The 17,676-nt window shown below is 63.1% G+C and carries 18 protein-coding genes; 5 read left to right on the top strand and 13 right to left on the bottom strand.

Annotated features, from left to right (window positions below; all coding sequences use genetic code 11):
- Positions 1-86: 86 nt before the first annotated feature.
- A complete protein-coding gene (locus NKI38_RS01775; RefSeq protein WP_352654293.1) occupies positions 87-1,223 on the top strand; it encodes a hypothetical protein in 1,137 nt (378 codons plus the stop codon).
- Between the two features lie 27 nt (positions 1,224-1,250).
- Here NKI38_RS01775 and NKI38_RS01770 read toward each other — a convergent pair whose 3' ends face one another.
- The 6 genes from NKI38_RS01770 to NKI38_RS01745 all read right to left on the bottom strand — a co-directional run bounded on the left by NKI38_RS01770 (position 1,251) and on the right by NKI38_RS01745 (position 7,901).
- On the bottom strand, positions 1,251-2,186 hold the full coding sequence (locus NKI38_RS01770; RefSeq protein ID WP_502899240.1) for a nucleoside hydrolase: 936 nt from the start codon (positions 2,184-2,186) through the stop codon (positions 1,251-1,253).
- Between the two features lie 8 nt (positions 2,187-2,194).
- Positions 2,195-3,208: a nucleoside hydrolase gene (locus NKI38_RS01765; RefSeq protein ID WP_352654289.1), complete on the bottom strand. Its 1,014-nt coding sequence runs from the start codon at positions 3,206-3,208 to the stop codon at positions 2,195-2,197.
- A gap of 11 nt (positions 3,209-3,219) precedes the next feature.
- Entirely contained in the window at positions 3,220-4,206 is a 987-nt protein-coding gene (locus NKI38_RS01760) for an ABC transporter permease (protein ID WP_352654287.1), read from the bottom strand.
- Complete coding sequence (locus tag NKI38_RS01755) at positions 4,194-5,237, bottom strand: ABC transporter permease (protein WP_352629526.1); 1,044 nt, start codon at positions 5,235-5,237, stop codon at positions 4,194-4,196. The genes NKI38_RS01760 and NKI38_RS01755 overlap by 13 nt, the downstream gene beginning before the upstream one ends.
- Complete coding sequence (locus NKI38_RS01750; protein WP_352654285.1) at positions 5,234-6,808, bottom strand: ABC transporter ATP-binding protein; 1,575 nt, start codon at positions 6,806-6,808, stop codon at positions 5,234-5,236. Before NKI38_RS01750 ends, NKI38_RS01755 begins: the two co-directional genes overlap by 4 nt.
- Before the next feature lie 88 nt (positions 6,809-6,896).
- Entirely contained in the window at positions 6,897-7,901 is a 1,005-nt protein-coding gene (locus tag NKI38_RS01745; RefSeq protein ID WP_352654284.1) for a BMP family lipoprotein, read from the bottom strand.
- 253 nt (positions 7,902-8,154) lie between these two features.
- On the opposite strand from NKI38_RS01745, the gene NKI38_RS01740 reads away from it, so the two are divergent.
- Together NKI38_RS01740 and NKI38_RS01735 are read left to right on the top strand one after the other, a co-directional pair.
- Positions 8,155-8,739, top strand: a complete 585-nt coding sequence (locus tag NKI38_RS01740) for an amino acid synthesis family protein (RefSeq protein WP_352654283.1) — start codon at positions 8,155-8,157, stop codon at positions 8,737-8,739.
- On the top strand, positions 8,736-9,320 hold the full coding sequence (locus tag NKI38_RS01735; protein ID WP_352654281.1) for an amino acid synthesis family protein: 585 nt from the start codon (positions 8,736-8,738) through the stop codon (positions 9,318-9,320). The genes NKI38_RS01740 and NKI38_RS01735 overlap by 4 nt, the downstream gene beginning before the upstream one ends.
- 100 nt (positions 9,321-9,420) lie before the next feature.
- Here NKI38_RS01735 and NKI38_RS01730 read toward each other — a convergent pair whose 3' ends face one another.
- From NKI38_RS01730 to NKI38_RS01720, 3 genes are read right to left on the bottom strand one after another with little or no spacing between them, the layout of a single operon-like run.
- Positions 9,421-10,611, bottom strand: a complete 1,191-nt coding sequence (locus NKI38_RS01730) for an amidohydrolase family protein (protein ID WP_352629515.1) — start codon at positions 10,609-10,611, stop codon at positions 9,421-9,423.
- A 43-nt stretch (positions 10,612-10,654) separates the two neighbouring features.
- Positions 10,655-11,209, bottom strand: coding sequence for a MarR family winged helix-turn-helix transcriptional regulator (locus NKI38_RS01725; protein ID WP_352654279.1), 555 nt, complete (start codon positions 11,207-11,209; stop codon positions 10,655-10,657).
- 52 nt (positions 11,210-11,261) lie between these two features.
- Positions 11,262-11,906, bottom strand: coding sequence for a cysteine hydrolase family protein (locus NKI38_RS01720; RefSeq protein WP_352654277.1), 645 nt, complete (start codon positions 11,904-11,906; stop codon positions 11,262-11,264).
- A 232-nt stretch (positions 11,907-12,138) separates the two neighbouring features.
- On the opposite strand from NKI38_RS01720, the gene NKI38_RS01715 reads away from it, so the two are divergent.
- Together NKI38_RS01715 and NKI38_RS01710 are read left to right on the top strand one after the other, a co-directional pair.
- Complete coding sequence (locus tag NKI38_RS01715; protein WP_352654275.1) at positions 12,139-12,993, top strand: NAD-dependent epimerase/dehydratase family protein; 855 nt, start codon at positions 12,139-12,141, stop codon at positions 12,991-12,993.
- A complete protein-coding gene (locus NKI38_RS01710) occupies positions 12,990-13,796 on the top strand; it encodes an SDR family NAD(P)-dependent oxidoreductase (RefSeq protein WP_352654273.1) in 807 nt (268 codons plus the stop codon). The genes NKI38_RS01715 and NKI38_RS01710 overlap by 4 nt, the downstream gene beginning before the upstream one ends.
- Positions 13,797-13,809: 13 nt before the next feature.
- Here NKI38_RS01710 and NKI38_RS01705 read toward each other — a convergent pair whose 3' ends face one another.
- Genes NKI38_RS01705 through NKI38_RS01690 form a run of 4 tightly spaced genes read right to left on the bottom strand, consistent with a single transcriptional unit; the run spans position 13,810 to position 17,660 of the window.
- Positions 13,810-14,880 carry a Gfo/Idh/MocA family oxidoreductase gene (locus NKI38_RS01705; RefSeq protein ID WP_352654271.1) on the bottom strand — a complete coding sequence of 357 codons (1,071 nt, stop codon included), beginning with the start codon at positions 14,878-14,880 and terminating at the stop codon, positions 13,810-13,812.
- Position 14,881: 1 nt separating this feature from the next.
- Positions 14,882-15,790, bottom strand: coding sequence for a carbohydrate ABC transporter permease (locus NKI38_RS01700; RefSeq protein ID WP_352654269.1), 909 nt, complete (start codon positions 15,788-15,790; stop codon positions 14,882-14,884).
- Positions 15,790-16,725: a carbohydrate ABC transporter permease gene (locus NKI38_RS01695; RefSeq protein ID WP_352654267.1), complete on the bottom strand. Its 936-nt coding sequence runs from the start codon at positions 16,723-16,725 to the stop codon at positions 15,790-15,792. Before NKI38_RS01695 ends, NKI38_RS01700 begins: the two co-directional genes overlap by 1 nt.
- Positions 16,722-17,660 carry a sugar phosphate isomerase/epimerase family protein gene (locus tag NKI38_RS01690; RefSeq protein WP_352654265.1) on the bottom strand — a complete coding sequence of 313 codons (939 nt, stop codon included), beginning with the start codon at positions 17,658-17,660 and terminating at the stop codon, positions 16,722-16,724. The genes NKI38_RS01695 and NKI38_RS01690 overlap by 4 nt, the downstream gene beginning before the upstream one ends.
- Positions 17,661-17,676: the final 16 nt, after the last annotated feature.

Raw genomic sequence — 17,676 nt, 5'->3', positions numbered from 1 at the left:
TTTCGTCAACCTGAGTTCGGACCCCGGGGGACCTTGCCGATCGATCAGGTCGATGGCTAAATGAACGATCACAGGGAGAAGGCAGCATGGCACTTCACCTTTCGGCGGATGCCCCGGTCTCAGTCGCCCCGCAGAAATATCTCTTTGGCCCGTTCATCGACTTTTTCATGCTTGGCGGGAGCGCGTTCCTGATCCTGCCGGTCCTGTATTTTGTGCCTCTCAAATACGAAGGTCTCGTGGCGCTGACGGCGTTTCTGCTGTCGCATCTCATAAACCAGCCGCACTTTGCCCATTCGTACCAGATTTTCTATCGCAATTTCGCGCGCAAGGTGCGCGGTGACGGGTACGCCAGGAACCTCCAGCTTCGCTACATTTTCGCGGGCATTTTCGTCCCGCTGATCATGTGCGCTTTCTTTGCCTATGGCTCCGTGACCGGGAACGCTCGCCTGCTGGGATATGCAACCAATGCGATGGGCTTTTTCGTTGGCTGGCATTACGTCAAGCAAGGCTACGGCATGCTGATGGTGGACGCGGTCTTGAAGCGCAAATTCTTCAGCGATCAGGACAAGAAGGTGCTGCTGTTCAACGGCTATGCCGTGTGGCTGTTCGCTTGGCTCCAGACAAACGCGGTGATCACCGAAAGGCAGTTCTGGGGCCTGGAATACTACACATTCGCGGTCCCGCCATGGCTCCTCAACATCGCGCTCGCGGTCGCCGCTGCTTCCTCGGCGGCCACCGTCGTGATGTTCGTCAATCGGTGGCGCAAGCATGGTGGCGCGCTGCCCTATAACGGCGTCGTCGCCTATGTCGTCACCCTTTATGCCTGGATCCTGTTCGTGACGATAAATCCGCTCTGGCTGCTCGTGGTGCCGGCGCTCCATTCGTTGCAGTACCTCGCGGTGGTCTGGCGTTACCAGACCAATGTCGAGCGCGACCGCGCGGATGCCGCCAGGGATCCGGAATTCAAGCTCCTGTCCATTCTCGGACCGTTGTACAGGCTGCGGGTGCTGATGTTCATCGTCGCCGGCACAATTCTCGGCGCTCTTGGTTTCTGGCTCGTGCCGATGGCGCTGACCGCCCTGGTTCCCTATGACAAACAGGTGCTCGGCTCGTCGCTTTTCCCCTTCATAGCGTGGATATTCATCAACGTGCACCACTACTTCCTGGACAACGTGATGTGGCGCCGCGGCAACCCGGAAGTGTCGAAATATCTGTTCCGCTAGCCACGTAACCCTCCGCCCGCGAGATGTTCAGTCCCGCAGCAGGTCGAACATCAGCTTGAAGAAGCGGTCCGCATCGACCTCATATGCGATGCGGGCATTGTCCTTTTCACCGCGCTCGCTCCAGAAATCGGCGATGGTCGCGCCGAAGGCGTAGGTGCCGGACAGATCGACGCCGATATGGGCAGGGCGCGTGCGCACCAATGTCGGGTCGATGGCGAGCGCCAGCGCGAGCGGATCGTGCATGGCGCCGCCGACGCCCATCGAGTTGCGGTGCAGCTTCTCGTAGAACAGCAGCCAGTCGTTGACGAGCCGGCCGAGCGGCGTGTCAATGGTGGCGAGTTCGGCATATTGCGGCGCCTCGATCAGCACCTGCATGGTGACGTCGAGGCCGACCATCAGGATCGGCACGCCGCTGTCGAGGACGATCTTCAGCGCCTCGGGGTCGCAGAACGCATTGAACTCGGTCGGCGTGATGATCTCGCTCTTGCGGTAGAACACGCCGCCCATCCAGATCAGCTCCTTGATCTTGGGCAGCACGTCGCGATGCTTGAGGATCATCAGGCCGATATTGCTGAGCGGGCCGGTGGCGACGACCAGGATCGGTTCGGGGGCGGCGCGCAGCTTGTCGGCCAGGAAATCGACCGCATGCCGGTCAACCGGCTTGATCGTCGCCTGCGGCAGGTAGGGCGAACCCTCGAGGCCGCTCGGGCCATCGGCGGTGCCGAGCACCAGCGGGCGGGCCAGCGGACGGTGGCAGCCCCGTGCGACGGGCACGTCGCCGGCGCCGATATACTCCAGGATGCGCAAGGCGTTGGCGGTCGTCTTTTCGACCTCCGCATTGCCGCAGGTGGTGGTGACGCCAACGAGTTCGATGGCCGGCGAGCGATGCGCCATGACCAGCGCAATGGCGTCGTCATGGCCAGGGTCGCAGTCGAACAGGATGGGAGTTGGCTTGATCATCATGTCGTCTTTCACGCCCCCCGCTCATAGCGCGCTATGGTTTTCTTGAAGCTGTCGAGGAAACGCCGGCCGTCGAGGCCGGTGCAGATGCGGGTGGTCCTGGGTCCGCCGCCGGGCAACAATTGCCGGCCGCGATAGGCCACGGTCTGGCCGCGCGCCAGCCTGCCGTCGAGCACGACGTCGGCAAACAGCGGCTCGGTCATCGTCGCCAGGCCAGGATCGAAAGCCAGCGCCACGGTGATCACATCGTCCATCGGGAAACCGACAAGGTCGAAGAATTCGCGCCAGATGTCGATGTAGATCGGAAAGCTGTCGGCGATCATCTCCAGGACGGGATTGTCCTTCGCGACGGCCTGCATGTCGGCGATGTCGTCGCGTGTCAGCATCGAATCGGCGACGCGGTTGTCCTCGCAGATGTCGAGCGGGACGAGAATCTTCTCGACATCGGCGTTCAGCACGATGCGCGAGGCTTCCGGGTCGGCCCAGATGTTGTATTCCGACAAGGGCGTGATGTTGCCCGGTGTCTGGAAATTGCCGCCGAGTACGATCAGCCGCTTCAGTGCGCCGGTCAATCGTGGCTCCTGGAGCAGGGCCATCGCCGCGTTGGTCAACGGGCCGGTGGTCACCAGCGCGATCTCGCCCGGATTGGCCATGACCGTGCCGATGATGAAATCGACCGCGTGTCCTGATGTGGCTTGCCGCACGGGCGTCGGCGCCGGCGGGTTGAACTTCTTCAGGCGATCGCCGAAACGGGCAACAAGCCGTTTTTCGAAATGGACCGGCGCCTCCATGTCGGCCTTGGCGTTGCCGACGATCGGCCGCCACGCGCCGGCGTGAACGGGGATGTCGTCGCGCCCGCCGAGCGTCAGCGTATTGAGGACGACGTTGGTGACCTGCTCGATCGGGCCGGCCGCGCCCGTCACGGTGGTCACGCCCTCGAGCCGGAGCTTCGGATTCACCGCCGCAAACAGCACGGCGAGAATATCGTCGCCGGCCGAATCCACGTCGAGGATTATGCGTTCCATGGAGGGTTCCTTCACTGGGGATTTCTGCCGCCGGGCTCGGCGTTCTTGTCCACCGACAGCAGTTTCCGCATCGACTCCAGCGTTTCCGCGATGACCCTTGGACGCGCCCGGTAAGACAGCGCAAACAGGGCGATCAGCGCGACGACGTAGGGGACGGTGAGAACCAGATAGGACGGATAGCCGAACGTCTGCAGGCGCAACGAAAAGGCATCCGCGAAGCCGAACAGCAGGCAGCCGGCCAGAACTTTCAGCGGATCGCCGTTGGAAAAGATCAGGATCGCGACCGCCATGAAACCGCGGCCCGATGACATGTTTTCGGTGAACATGGTGATGTAGCCGAGTGACAGATGCGCGCCGGCGAGGCCCGCCAGCAATCCGCACAGCAGGGACGCGGTGTAGCGGACGCGGGTGATCGAGATGCCGAGCGCCTCGGCGGCTTCCGGCTTTTCGCCGACGACGCGGATATAGAGGCCGAGCCGCGTCCGGTTGTAGCACAGGACCAGCAACGGCACGGCGATGAAGGCGACGTAGACGAGTGGCGTGAAGCCGGAGACCAGCGGCGCCCATGAACCGAGAAGGTCGCGGGCACCGGGCAGCTGGACTTTCGGCAGGCCGACGATGCCGTGCCCGACGATCGATCCGCGCGTGCCGAAGATCGCTTTCATCAGCGAGATCGTCATGCCGCCGGCCAGGATGTTGAGCGCCAGCCCGACGACCACTTCATTGGCTTTGAAACTCACCACCAGAACAGCAAAAACCAGGGCGAAGACGAGCGCCGCCGCGACGCCGCAGGCGACGCCCGCCAGTGCGGAACCCGTCCAGATCGAACCGAGGACGGCGAAGAAGGCGCCGACCAGCATCTGCCCTTCGAGGCCGATGTTGAAGATGCCGGCCTTGGTGGTGAACGAGCCGCCAAGCGCGACCAGAAGGATGGGCGCGGTGGTGCGAAGCGTGGCTGCGATCAGCGCGATGTTGACCAGTCTGTCTAGAATTTCCATCGCCGCTCCCCTGCCTGGCTGTCGCCGCGCCTTCTCACAAGCACCTGGGCCGACACGCTGAGGATGATCAGCGCCTGGATCACGGTGATGATCTCGCGCGACGCACTTGTATCGACCTCGAGCAGCAGCGATCCGTTGCGCAGGGCGCCGAAGAACAGCGCGGTGAAGATGGTGGCGACCGGCGAGCCATTGGCGAGCAGGGCGGCGATCAGCCCATCGAAGCCGAAACCGGGCGCAAACCCTTCCATGAAGCGGTGATGGACGCCGAGCGTCTCGACGCCACCGGCCAGCCCGCCGACAGCGCCCGAAAGGAGCAGGACCAGGAAACCCTGCCGTTTCACGTTGACGCCGCCATATTCGGCGAATTTCGGCGCCGAACCGACCATCGTAACGCTGTAGCCCCACCGGGTGTAGCGGAACACAAGGGCTGCGCCGACCGCTAGCACCAGGCCAATGACCAGGCCCCAGTTCAACCGCGAGAAGGTGAAGATCTCCGGCAGATAGGATGTGGGCAGGATCGGCGGCGTCTCCGACCAGCCGCCCGGCCGTTTGAAAAGGAAAATGGTGAAATAGGAGGTAAGCAGCACCGCCACGTAGTTCGACAGGATCGTCGAGACGACCTCGTTGGTGTTGTAGCGGGCGCGGAAGTAGGCGGGGATGGCGACCCAGGCCGCGCCTGCCACGATCGCGAGCGCCAGCGCCGCCAGCGTGTGAATGCCCGCGGGCAGAGGCATGGCAAAGCCGACCCAGGCGGCAGCGAAGCCGCCGAGGAACAGCTGTCCCTCGATGCCGACGTTGAACATGCCGCCGCGCAAGCCGATGCAGGCAGCGACACCGCAGATCAGGATCGGCGTCGTCTGCAGCAACGTCCCGGCAATCTTCTCCTGATCGCCGAAGGCGCCGCGCAATAGGGTCATGAACACACGCACTGGGCTTTCGCCAACCATGAGGATGATGATCGCACCCATCAGCAGCGCCACACCGATGGCGATGATCTGGCCGGAAACGGCACGCAAGTGGTCTTTCATCATGCGGTCTCTGCGGCGAAGTCCGGCGCGGCCACGCCTGCCATCATCATGCCGATGCGCTCCTCGTCGGCGTCATCGCCGGCGACCTCGCCCATGATCCGCCCGTTGAACATCACCAGGATACGGTCGGCAAGGGCGGCCAGTTCATCGAGCTGCACGGAAATCAGCAGGATCGCGCGGCCGGCGGCGCGCTGGCGCATGATCTCGTCATGAATGGCCTCCTGGGCGCCGATGTCGACGCCACGCGTCGGCTGATCGATCAGCAGGAAATCGGCGCCATTGGTGAATTCACGTGCCAAAACGACCTTCTGGATGTTTCCGCCGGAAAGCCGCTTGACGGCATCGCCCGGTCCGCGCGCGCGAATATCGAAGTCCTTGATCAGCGTTTCGGCATTTTGCCCGATGGCGTTCCAGTTGAGCACGCCGCCGCGGCTCCATGGTGCGCGATGCTGGCGGCCTATCAGGATGTTGGCCGATATCGAAGCGTTGCGGTCGACCCCGCGGACCATGCGGTCGCCTGGAACATGGGCAAGGCCTGCCTCGCGGATCGCGGCGGGCGAGAGGGCGGTGAGGTTCTGCCCCTTCAGCCAAGCCCCGCCATGGCTTGCCGGCCGCAGGCCCGAAAGCACTTCCGCCAGCTCTGTCTGACCATTGCCGGCCACACCCGCGATCCCCACCACCTCGCCGGAGCGGACCGTGAAACTGGCGTCGCGAAGGGCCGGCAGCAGGCGATCGTCGCGCGCCCAGAGATCCTTCACTTCGAGGACCACGTCGCCGTGCAGCGACGCGCGCGGCCGTCGGTCGAAGCTGACCTCGCGGCCGACCATCATGTGCACCAACTCGTCTTTGCTGAGCTCGGCCGTCAGTCGCGTCGCCACCTTCCTGCCATTGCGCAGTACCGTCACCGTGTCGGACACTTCCGTCACCTCTTCCAGGTGGTGCGAAATGAAGATCACCGTCATGCCCTCCGCCACGAAGCTGCGCAGCGTCTGAAACAGTTCACGGCTCTCTTGCGGCGTTAGCACCGCGGTAGGTTCGTCGAGGATGACGGTGCGCGCGCCGCGCACCAGAACCTTCAGGATTTCGATGCGTTGCTCTATGCCGACCGAAAGAAGCCCGACGCGCTCGGTCGGATCGACCTGCAAGCCGAAGCGCTTCGACAGTTCGCGCGTGCGTGCAATCTGTGCAGCGTGGTCGATCAGCCCGTGGCGACGGATTTCCATGCCGAGAAAGACGTTGTCGGCGACCGAGAGCGAGGGAACCAGCTTAAAATGCTGGTGAACCATGCCAAGCCCGGCCTTTATCGCCACGGACGGGTCGGCGATCACGATCTCCTCGCCGTTCAACCGGATCGAGCCTTCGTCTGGCTGCAGGAGGCCGAACAGGATGTTCATCAGCGTCGTCTTGCCGGCGCCGTTCTCGCCGATGATGGCGTGGATCTCGCCGCGGCGGACCGCAAGGTCGATGCCGTCATTGGCGACGAACGCGCCAAAACGCTTGGTGATGCCAGTCAACTCGACGGCCATTGCGGCAGTGCTATGGAGGGTCGGCGACCCCGGCGTGTTGGACAACATGGCTCTCGCAGATTGGACGCTGATCCGCCGCGGCAAGCCGCGGCGGATCAGTGTAGCGCTTTCTTGGGAGGGAGGCGCTTTTGTTGGTTTACTTCGCCTTGGCGATCGCGATCTTGCCGTCGAGGATGCCCTTCTTGATCTCATCCAGCTTGGCTGTCACGTCAGCCGGGATCTTGGAGGCGATGTCATCGCAGATCTTGACTTCGACACCACCCGAAGCGAGGTCGAACGTGCGTGTGCCGGCGGTGATCTTGTGGCCTTCGACCTCGTCTTTGATCAGCGTATAGACGGCGATGTCGCCGCGCTTCAGCATGCTGGCCAGCACATTGCCAGGGGCCGAGCCGCACATGTCGATGTCGACGCCGATCGAATATTTGTCGACTGCGGCACTTGCCTGCATGACGCCTTCACCCGTCGGGCCGGCAACGTTGTAGACGATGTCGGAGCCTTGGCCGTAAAGCGCCTGGGCAAGCTCGCTGCCCTTGGCGGGATCGTCAAAGGTTCCGGCGAACACGGAGTTCACCTTCACATCGGGCGCGGCGTATTTGGCGCCTTGTTCGTAACCACCGAGGAAGTTGCGGATCACCGGGATATCGCGGCCGCCGACGAAGCCGATGGCTTTGCCGTCGCCGATCTTGTCGAAGGCGGTGCCCTTGGCTTCGATCATGCCGGCGAGCGCGCCGGCGACGAAGGATCCCTGTTCCTCGGCGAAGTTGGCGTAGATCATCTTGGGGTTGTCGAGGACGCCATCGATGAACACGAAGCGTTGGTCGGGATATTCCGCGCTGACCTTCTGCAGCGAGTCCACCAATTCCCAGCCCATCACGAAGATGAGGTCATACTGTTTGCCCTTGGCAAGGTTCTCGAACTGCTGCTGGTAGTCGAGCGCGCGATTGCCGGTATCGACCAGCTTGAGGTCGATGCCGAAATCGGTCTTGGCCTTGTTGAGGCCGTTGACGATCGAAACGCCGAAGCCCTGAGCAAAATATCCTGAGATGGCGGCCACGGAAACCTTGGCCTGTGCGGCGGCCGACCCGAACGAAATGGCAAGCATCGTGCCGGCCAGAAATAAACTCTTGAGCGCCCTTTTCATGTCATTCCCCTTCAGCTTTTTTCAGCTTTTGAAGCCACGCTTTGACCACCCCACGTGTCGCCGGGACAGCGGCGAGTTCGTTGATGGTCATATGAGTTTAGGAGCGGCTCAACAGGCTGTCAATCGCCATCCGATGCAGTTTTCTTGGCCCTTCGCTCACTTGCTGAACGTCTGCGCTTGACAAATATCGACGATGCATAATTGTTGATACTCTAACGAGTTTTCATGAACGACGGGACGAAGGAAGCGAACAATGCCGGCTGTGTTGGTCAGGAAATTTCTGGTTCAGGTCGAAGAGATCTTCCATGAGGGCGGGCCCCAGGCGGCACGCCCGCTGAAGCGTGGCGCGGTCGTTGCCGTCATCGCCAACCCTTTTTCCGGACGCTATGTCGAAGAGATCACTGGCTTCATGGAAGACCTGAAGCCGCTCGGTCTCGATATGGCCCGGCGCCTGATCGACGCCATTGGTGACGGCGGCCAGGCCATCGAAGGCTATGGCAAGGGTGCCATCGTCGGCGCCGCAGGCGAGCTTGAACACGGCGCGCTCTGGCACAATCCGGGCGGCTACGCGATGCGCGAACTGCTCGGCAACGCCAAGGCCATCGTGCCCTCGACCAAGAAGGTCGGCGGCCCCGGAACGCGCATCGACATCCCGATAACGCACATAAATGCCTCCTATGTGCGCAGCCATTTCGATGCGATCGAGATCGGCATTGCCGATGCGCCGCGCAGCGACGAAATGGCGGTCATCCTGGCGATGACGACCGGCGCGCGTGTTCATGCACGCGGCGGCGGCCTTCCCGCCGCCGACATCAAGGGTGAGGACGGATTGCGATGAGCCCGGAAATCCGCCGCATTATCACCATCGTCGAGGAAACCCGGATCGAAGGCGGTCGTCCAGTCGATGTGCCGACGCGACGTGCCGCGGCCATTGCGGTGATCCGCAACCCTTATGCGGGCACCTATGTCGAGGACCTGTCGGCGCTGAGCGCTGTCGGCGAAGCGTTGGGAGACATTTTGCCCAAGCGCGCTGTCGCTGCTCTCGGCATTGCCGGTGACCGGGTCGAGAGCTTCGGCAAGGCGGCGGCCGTCGGTGCTGACGGCGAACTCGAACATGCCGCTGCCCTCCTTCATCCAAAACTCGGTGCCCCGTTCCGCGATGTGCTCGGCAAGGGTGCCGCACTCATTCCCTCATCGAAGAAGCGCGGCGGCCTCGGCGTGTCGCTCGACATTCCGCTCGGCCACAAAGATGCGGCGCGGGTGCGCAGCCATTTCGATGGCATGGAGGTTCGCGTTCCCGACGCACCGCGTGCCGACGAGATCGTCGTCGCCATTGCCGTCACCGATTCCGGCCGGCCGCACCCGCGCGTCGGCGGGCTGACCAAGGACAAGATCGTCGGCGAGGATGGCGTCAGCTAGAGTAATTCCAGGAAAAGTGCACGACGGTTTTCCCGAGAAAAGCGCATGTCGCTTTCCCTTGGGAATTGCGTAAAAACAAAGTCCGTGAAGGTCGTCGCCATTACACAGCTCTGACCTCCGGCACCCGCATCGCCGGCGGGGTGTTGCGGCTCCGGCCGGTCCGCACCACGCCATCGATGACCACCATTCCGATGCCTGGAAGATTGCCCAGCGCCACGCTGTCGAGCAGCCCGTCGCCGGCACCGCCGATCGCCTGATCCATGAAGATCAGGTCGGCGGCGCGACCAACCTCGATCATGCCGCGATCATCCAGCCCGCGCACGCGCGCCGTGTTGCCGCTGGCAAAACAGAACGCTACTTCCGGCGCGATACCACCCAGCGAAGCCAGCATGGTCAGGGTCCGCAGGATGCCGAGCGGCTGCACGCCGGATCCGGCCGGGCTGTCCGTGCCGAGGACGACGCGCGCAAGTTCGCCGCGCTGCCTTGCCAGGTCGAGCACGAACAGTCCGGTGCGCAAATTGCCGTTGTGGACGATTTCAAGCGCCCTCGAACCCTTCTCGCAGATCTGCCGTATTTCCGCGTCGGGCAGGGCGGTTGGCCCGCCATTGACGTGGGCGACGATGTCGGCGTCGACCTCCAGCACGACATCCGCGCCGATGCGGCCGGAGCCGGGCAGCGACGGGCCCCCTGTATGGGTCATGGAGGTCATGCCGTATTTGCGTGCCCAGGCTATCATCTGCCGGCCGGTCGGCCCGTCCTTGACGCCGCCAAGCCCGACCTCGCCGACAAGCGTCACCCCGGCTTCGGCGAGAGTGCGGAAATCCTCCTCGGTAAGGCCGGGTTCCAGGATCGGTGCCCCGGCCAGGATCTTCATGCCGTTCGGACGGAAATTGGAGAAGGTGCGCTGGGCAGCGATCGCCAGCGCCTTCAGCCCGACCAGGTCGCGCGGGCGGCCTGGCGTGTGGACTTCGCCCGCCGAGACGATGGTAGTGACGCCGCCATGCACGGTCGAATCCATCCAGCCGATCTGGTTCTGGCGCGGTGTCCAGTCGCCGGCCACCGGATGGGCGTGGTTGTCGATAAGCCCCGGCGCGACCGCGCAGCCCATCGCATCGATGATCGTCGCCGCGCTGCCGTCAACATCGCCTGCCTTGCCAATGCCGGCGATGCGGCCATCGGCCACGACGATGGTGTCGGCGTCGATGATCGGTTGAGCGAGATTGCCGCTCAGCATGAGACCGATGTTGCGGACAACGAGTGTGTTGGCAGACGACTGGGGGTCGGATGACATCGATTCTCACTTCTGCTGTTATGGAAAAAGGTCTGGACGCCGCTTATTTGCCGCCGTCGCCATTCGACGGATCGTCGTCATTGATACGCTGGAGCAGGCGAAGCAGCGTCGCCTGCTCAGCCGGTGAGAGCGGCGACAGGAACCGCCGTCCAACTTCGACGCTGCGTTCGAGCCGCTCGAGCGTGTAGTCGGTTCCCTTGCTGGTCAGCGCGATCATCGTCAGACGTTGGTCGGTGTCGGAAGCGCTGCGCGTGATCAGCCCGTGTTTGAGCAGCTTGCGCATGACGATGCTGATGGTCGATGGGTCCATCGCCGTCAGCCGGCCGAGATGGTTCTGCGAGACTTCGCCATGCTTTAGGATCGTGGCGAGTGCCGCGAACTGGGTTGGCGAAAGGTCTTCGCCGGCCATGACCTGCTGGAAGCGCAGCGTCGCGCGCTGATGCGCCCGGCGGATGACGTGCGCCGGGTGGCGGTCCAGTTCGTAGCCGGTCTCAGCGTATTGCTGCAGCACTTGCTCACGGCTCAGAGACGCCGCATTGCCGCTTGGCCCTTTCGACGTCCCGCCGTTTTTGGGCTGCGGTTTCTTTTTAGTCGTCACGCCGGACTCCTATCGCCGCTGTCTCGGATGCCTGCCGCCGGCCTGAAGGGGTTCAAGCCGCAACACTCGCCGGTTGAAGCGACGTCCCGTCGCGAAGGGCTGCGACGACATCAGCCGAATCGCTGACCACGCCGAAATGCGTCGCTATGTCGTAGAGCGAACTTTCCTGCTCGCGCGGCCCGGTCGCCGCGCAGCAATCGCTGGGCACCACCACCTCATAACCCTGGAAAAAGGCGTCATGGACGGTCGAGCGCACACAGATGTTGGTGACCACGCCGAAGATGACCAACTGATCGATCTGCATATCTTTCAGCGTCAGGTCGAGGTCGGTTTGAAAGAAGGCGGAGTAGCGCCGCTTGATCACGTGGATCTCATCATCGCGGGCGCCGAGGTCCTCGATGATTTCCGGTCCCCAGCTTCCCTCCACGCAATGCGGCGTGCGCTTCAGCCATTCGCGCTCGCGTCGCATGCCGGGCCGATGGCTGTCGTGAACCCAGATCACCGGCACGCCGACGGCGCGCGCCGCCTCGATGACGGCCAGCTGCGGGGCGACCAGTGTCTCGTATCCGGGCAGGACCATGGCCCCGCCGGGCTTGCAGAATTCATTGACCATATCGATGACGACAACGGCCGCACGGCGTGGATCGAGCCGCACCGCGTCATCGTGCCGATGTGAGGAAAAACTGTCCACGGGCATGGCGATCTCCTTTGACCGATCGTTGATGCTCATACAAAAAACCCTGGCGGATGCCAAGTCAATCCCGTTCGACGCAAAGCATGCTCGTCGGCCTTGCGCACCGCGCTCCGACAAGGGTATGCGCTATTTGTCCAGCGCGAAATGGCCTTGACAAGGCTCTTCAATCATGTGCTCGATTTGTATGACCATCAACGATATTCAAGCCGCTGAATTGCGGATCCGAGGTCGAGATATGAAGACGATCGTCACCGGAGCCAGTGGCCTGCTTGGCCGCCATGTGGCCGAGGCCCTGGTTGCGGCCGGCCACGATGTGCTGGGCATTGATACCGTGGTGCCTTCTGGAGTCGCATGGTGCCACGCAACCGCCGATTTGACCGATCTGGGATCGACGCTGCAGCTGGTGCGTGATTGCGATGCCGTGGTGCATGTCGCGGCCATTCCGCGACCGACCGGCCGGGCCGGTGGCGAGGTGTTCAAGACCAATGTCGCGACCGCCTACAATGTGGTCGAGGCAGCTGCCATGGCCGGCGCCAGCCGCTTCATCTATGCCTCGTCCTTCAGCGTTTTCGGCTATCCCTTTTTCGAGAAGCCGGTACGGCCGCCCTATCTGCCGGTCGACCTGAACCACCCGGTCGGCGCGCAGGACCCATACGGCCTGTCGAAATGGCTGGGCGAAGAAATCGTCGACGCGGCGGTGCGTCGCGGCGCCTTTTCGGCGGTCAGTATCCGCATGCCGTGGATCCAGACGCCAGGTTCCTTTTTCGCTGGCGTCGGTCCGCGCCGTGTCACCGCCGACAGTGCCCGCGACCTGTGGAGCTATCTCGACGCGCGCGATGCCGGGCAGGGTTTTCTGCGGGCGCTTGAATGGCAAGGCGAAGGCCATCTGCGCGTCATCTTGAGCGCTGACGACACCTTCATGGAAGAGGAAACCGAAGCGCTCGTGCGCCGGGTCTACCCTGATGTCCCTCTGTCGCGGCCGATCGCCGGCTTTGGCACCGTACTCGACACGGTCCATGCGCGCGAAACGATTGGCTTCGAGGCAAGCCATTCGTGGCGTTCCTATCCGAAGCCGGAGGCCGGCCAATGAAACGGTTCGACAAGCAGAATGTTCTCGTCACCGGCGGCGCCGGCGCGATTGGCGGCGCCGCGGTGCGACGTTTCCGCGACGAAGGCGCACGGGTTGCCATTGTCGACCGCAATGGCACGGCGGCGCGGCAACTGGCCCGCTCTCTCGGCGAGGACGTCCTGGCGATCGAGGCCGACGTCACCGACGAAGCGGATGTGCAGCGCGCCGTCGCAACGACCGTCGAGACGTTCGGCGGCCTCGACGTGGTGTTCAACAATGCCGGTATTTCCGGCGCCATCGCTCCCGTCCACGACCTGCCGGTCGAGGACTGGGATACGATCATCCGCATCAATCTGCGCGGCATCTTCCTCGTTCTGCAGGCATCGCTTCGGGCGATGATCAAGGCCGGGACCGGTGGCTCGATCGTCAACATGGGCTCGTCCATGGCCGGTTGGGACGTCCTTTCGGGCGGTGCGGGTTATGTTGCTTCCAAACACGGTGTGGTCGGTCTGACGCGGGTCGCGGCACTCGATGCGGCGCCCTATGGCATACGTGTGAATGCCATCTGTCCCGGCGTGATCGAGACGACGCTTGGCGTGCCGGCTTCCGGTGACGGCGATTTCAAGAGCAGTGTCCAGCATTTCGCCGATCGCATTCCGTTGCGCCGCATCGGCCAGCCGGACGATGTCGCCGCCGCGGTGGCCTTCCTGGCCTCCGACGAGGCAAGGCACGTCACTGGCGTGGATTGGCTGATCGACGGTGGCCAGACCTTGCAGAGCTGGGCTAACGCGCCGGCCGGCGGCGCGTTTCCGAAGTTTCGCTAAAGTCTCAATTTCGCTAAAGTCTCTTGGGCGGCATTGCCTGGATGATCCGAACGGCAAGGTCGAGGTCGGCGAGACCGCCCGAAAGCGGCGTGCGCGGCTTCGCGCCGGCATGGATGCAATCGGCGAAATGCAGCCACTCGCGGCGGAACGACGTATCCGGAACGCCAGGTATCACACGTTCGGACGCGGTTTCGCCTGCCGCTTCGCGTAGCCGGACGGTCGCCGAGGCATTGCGGTAGTAGGGGTTCTGGAATTCGATCCGCACCTCGTCGTGCTCGCCATGCACGTGGACCCACTCGTCCCACCATTCATACTGGGCAAGTGCCATGTCGAAGAGGCAAGGGACGCCGCCATAGTCGAGTACGGCCAGCAACTGGTTCGGACCGGTCTGTTGTGCATGGACGACGCGGTCCGGCGTGCCGAAAGCGCCGCGCATGACGGCAAGATCGTGGCTGCTGAGGCCCAGCAGCAAGAGATAGAGGTCGCGATAACCGGCATGATCGGCACCGAGTGCCGCTTCGACGCGCCGGGCGACGGCATCGCGCCCCGCCGCGAGCATATCGGCCGGCACGTCGGTGATGCGGGTCTGCGTATAGAGCTGGCCATAGCGGTCGAAGCGGCCGGCGAAATCATGGACATGGATCGACTTCGGTCGGCCGATGGCGGCAATGCGCTCGAGGCCGATCTCATAGCCGGGGTCGTAGAATTTCATGTAGCCGACAAGGGCGACGAGGCCGCTCCGCTCGGCCTGCTCGACCAGCGGCCGCGCCTCCTCAGGGGTGAAGGCAAGCGGCTTCTCGACGATCAGGTGCTTGCCGGCGCGGATTGCGTCGGCGACGATCCCGCCATGGTCGTAGGTGCAGATCACCACCGCATCGACATTGGGATCGGCAAGCAGCGCGTGATGATCCGTATACCTTGCGGTGACGCCATAATGTTCCGCGACCTTGTCGACCGTGCCGGGGGAGATGTCGCACAGAGCGGCGATGCGAAACGCCGGCAATTCCATGAGATAGGGCAAGTGCATCAGCTGGGCGATCTCGCCGCAACCGATGACGCCAACGCCGATGACGCGATCCTGCATGTCAACCCTTCACGGCGCCGGCGGTCAGGCCGGCGATGAACTGCCGTTGCATGGCGACAAAGACGACGATCACCGGCAGTGTCGTGATCGTCAACGCGGCGAAGTAGAGGCTCCACAGCGAGTCGTACTGCTGGAAGAAGCTGACCAACCCGAGCGGAATGGTCTGCACCGACGGGTCGCGCAGCAGCAGGAAAGCCAGGAAGAAATCGTTCCAGATCTCGATGAAGCCGAAGATGAGGATCAGCGCGACACCAGGCCGGACCAATGGCAGCATGATGTGGATCAGGATCTCCAGCCGGCTTGCGCCATCGACGCGCGCGGCGTCTTCGAGGTCGGCCGGCAGCGTGACGAAGAAGCTGCGCAGGATGAAGACCGAAAGCGGCAGCGATGTCGCGGCATAGATGAAGGCAATGCCGAGCCGGTTGTTGATCAGGCCGAGATCTCGCGCCACCATGAACAGCGGAATCGCCATCACTTGCGGCGGCACCAGCATGGCGGCCACCGCGACGACAACCACAAGACCACGCCCGGGGAAACGAAGACGCGCGACGGCATAGGCGCAAGGCGTCGCGACGGCGACCAGGATGATCAATGCCGACCCGGTGACGAAGACGCTGTTGACGATGCGCGATCCCATGCCGGCGATACGCCAGGCATCGGCATAGTTCTGCAACACCAGGCTCGATGGCGGGCCCCAGACATTGCCGAGCATTTCCTGCTTGGTCTTGAGCGAGCCGAACAGCACCCAAAGCAGCGGATAAAGCGTCTCGAAGAGCACGAGGATGAGCGCGGCATAGATGCCGGCAAGTTCAAGGATGCCGCGCATGCCGAGGCGCTGCATGAGCCCGCGACGGCGATGACCGGCCGCGCCATCGTCGAGCGAAATCGGAGGATTGGCGGCGGCTCTCATCAGATATCAAGCCTTTGCCGCCGCATCAGGGCCAGCAGGCCGACGCTGGCCAGGCCGACGATCATGAAGAGCACATAACCGATCGCCGCGGCGTAGCTCATGGCGCCATCCTGGAACGCCTTGCTCATCATGTAGGTGAGCACCACTTCGGTGGCGTGGTTCGGACCGCCCTTGGTCAAGACATAGACGATGTCGAAATTGCGCACGAAAGCGCCGGAAAGGCCAAGGATGGTGTTGATGAAGACGATCGGCATCATCATCGGAACGGTGACGTGCCGGAAGCGCTGCAGGGGGCCGGCGCCGTCCATCTTCGCCGATTCATAGAGCTCCGAGGGGATCGTCTGCAGCCCTGCCAAATAGATGACGGCATGGAAGCCGAGCCATTTCCAGACATCGACGACGATGATCGAGTAAAGCGCGATGTCGGCGTCGCCAAGCCAGGATCGTTTCAGCCCGCCGAGGCCGACGAGATCGAGCCCGCTGTTGAGCAGCCCGAAGACCGGATTGTAGATCCAGGACCAGAGCAGGCCGACGGCGACGAAGGACATCGTCACCGGGATGAAGGCGGCGGCGCGAAAGAAGGTGCGACCGAGCAGAGCCCGGTTCAGAAGCAGCGCCAGCCCGAGGCCAAGCACATTTTTCAGGATGACGACGGCAACGACGAAAATCAAATTGTTGCGCAGCGCGCCAAGGAAGATGCGATCATGTGCGAGGCGCCAGTAGTTGGAAAAGCCTGCCCAGGTCGGATCGGAAAACCCGTCCCAATTGTGCAAGCTGAGCCAGAAGCCGTTGACGAACGGCCAGAGATAGAAAAGACCGAAGAGGATCGCGGCGGGCAGGATCATCACGAAGGCCGTAGCCCCGTCCCCGGCATCGAAGCGCCAGGTGCCGGATCGGCTCGAAACAGGGGCCGCCCCCTGCGGTCGCGTGCTCATATGGCCTTCGTGCTTTGCGGGGTGAGCACCAGCCCGAGCGTGTCCCTGACATAGGCGATGCTCTCGAGCGTGCTTTGCTCCGCTGTCTTCTTGGACGCATCCAGCTCTATGATGGCGAGGCCATCATAGTTTGCCTCCAGCAGGACGTCGACGATTCCGGCAAGATCAACGACGCCGGCGCCGAGTTCGCAAAAGGCGCCATAGCGGTCATAGCCCTTCAGCTCCGGGTCCACCCTGGTGTCCTTGAAGTGCATGTAGCGCACGGCCGAAATGTAGGTTTTGACCGCGTCGACCGGATCGGAATTGGTGTGCGCAAGATGCGCCGGGTCGATGCACAGGCCGGCCAGGTTGGTATCCAGTTCATCCATCATGCGATCGAGCTGGTCGCGGCGCTCGATGAAGGTATCGAGATGCGGGTGATAGACCGTCTCGATGCCAAGGTCCTTTGTCCGCCTGCCGATATCCTCGAGCGCCCGGCAAAAGGCGCGGTAGTCGTCGGCTGTGTGTGGCCCGGCAATGGCTTCCGAAGGACCGCCGCCGAGAACCAGTACCGGTGAGCCGAAGCCCTTCAGCAGCCTGGTCAGCGCGACGAGCACGTCACGTTCATGGGGCCAGGCGACAGGGTTGGTGAAGATCGCATTGACGTAGAAGGAGGAGAGCTTGATGCCATACTCGCTCTGGCCTTCCGACAGCAGCGCGTAACGCCGCAAGATGTCGGTGTCGGTGGTGACACCCATCGGCGCCTGATTGCCGAGCTGCATGTATTTGCGCGCATACTGGTCCGACAGGCTGGTGAATGCGAGGATCTCGAACCAGCCAAAGCCCTGGTCGGCCAGGAACTTGATGGCCGGCCTGAGCGGAAGGCCGGTCAGGTCCCAGCTGTTCAGATGATAACCGATCGAGAAGCGCTGCCGTTCGGCGCGATTTGTCGTCATGGGTTCTCTCCGATTG

It is taken from the genome of Mesorhizobium sp. M0621 (genome assembly GCF_040320745.1).
Lineage (GTDB): Bacteria > Pseudomonadota > Alphaproteobacteria > Rhizobiales > Rhizobiaceae > Mesorhizobium.
The sequence above is the reverse complement of the archived record's forward strand: the minus strand, read 5'-3'. Positions and strand labels throughout refer to the sequence as shown.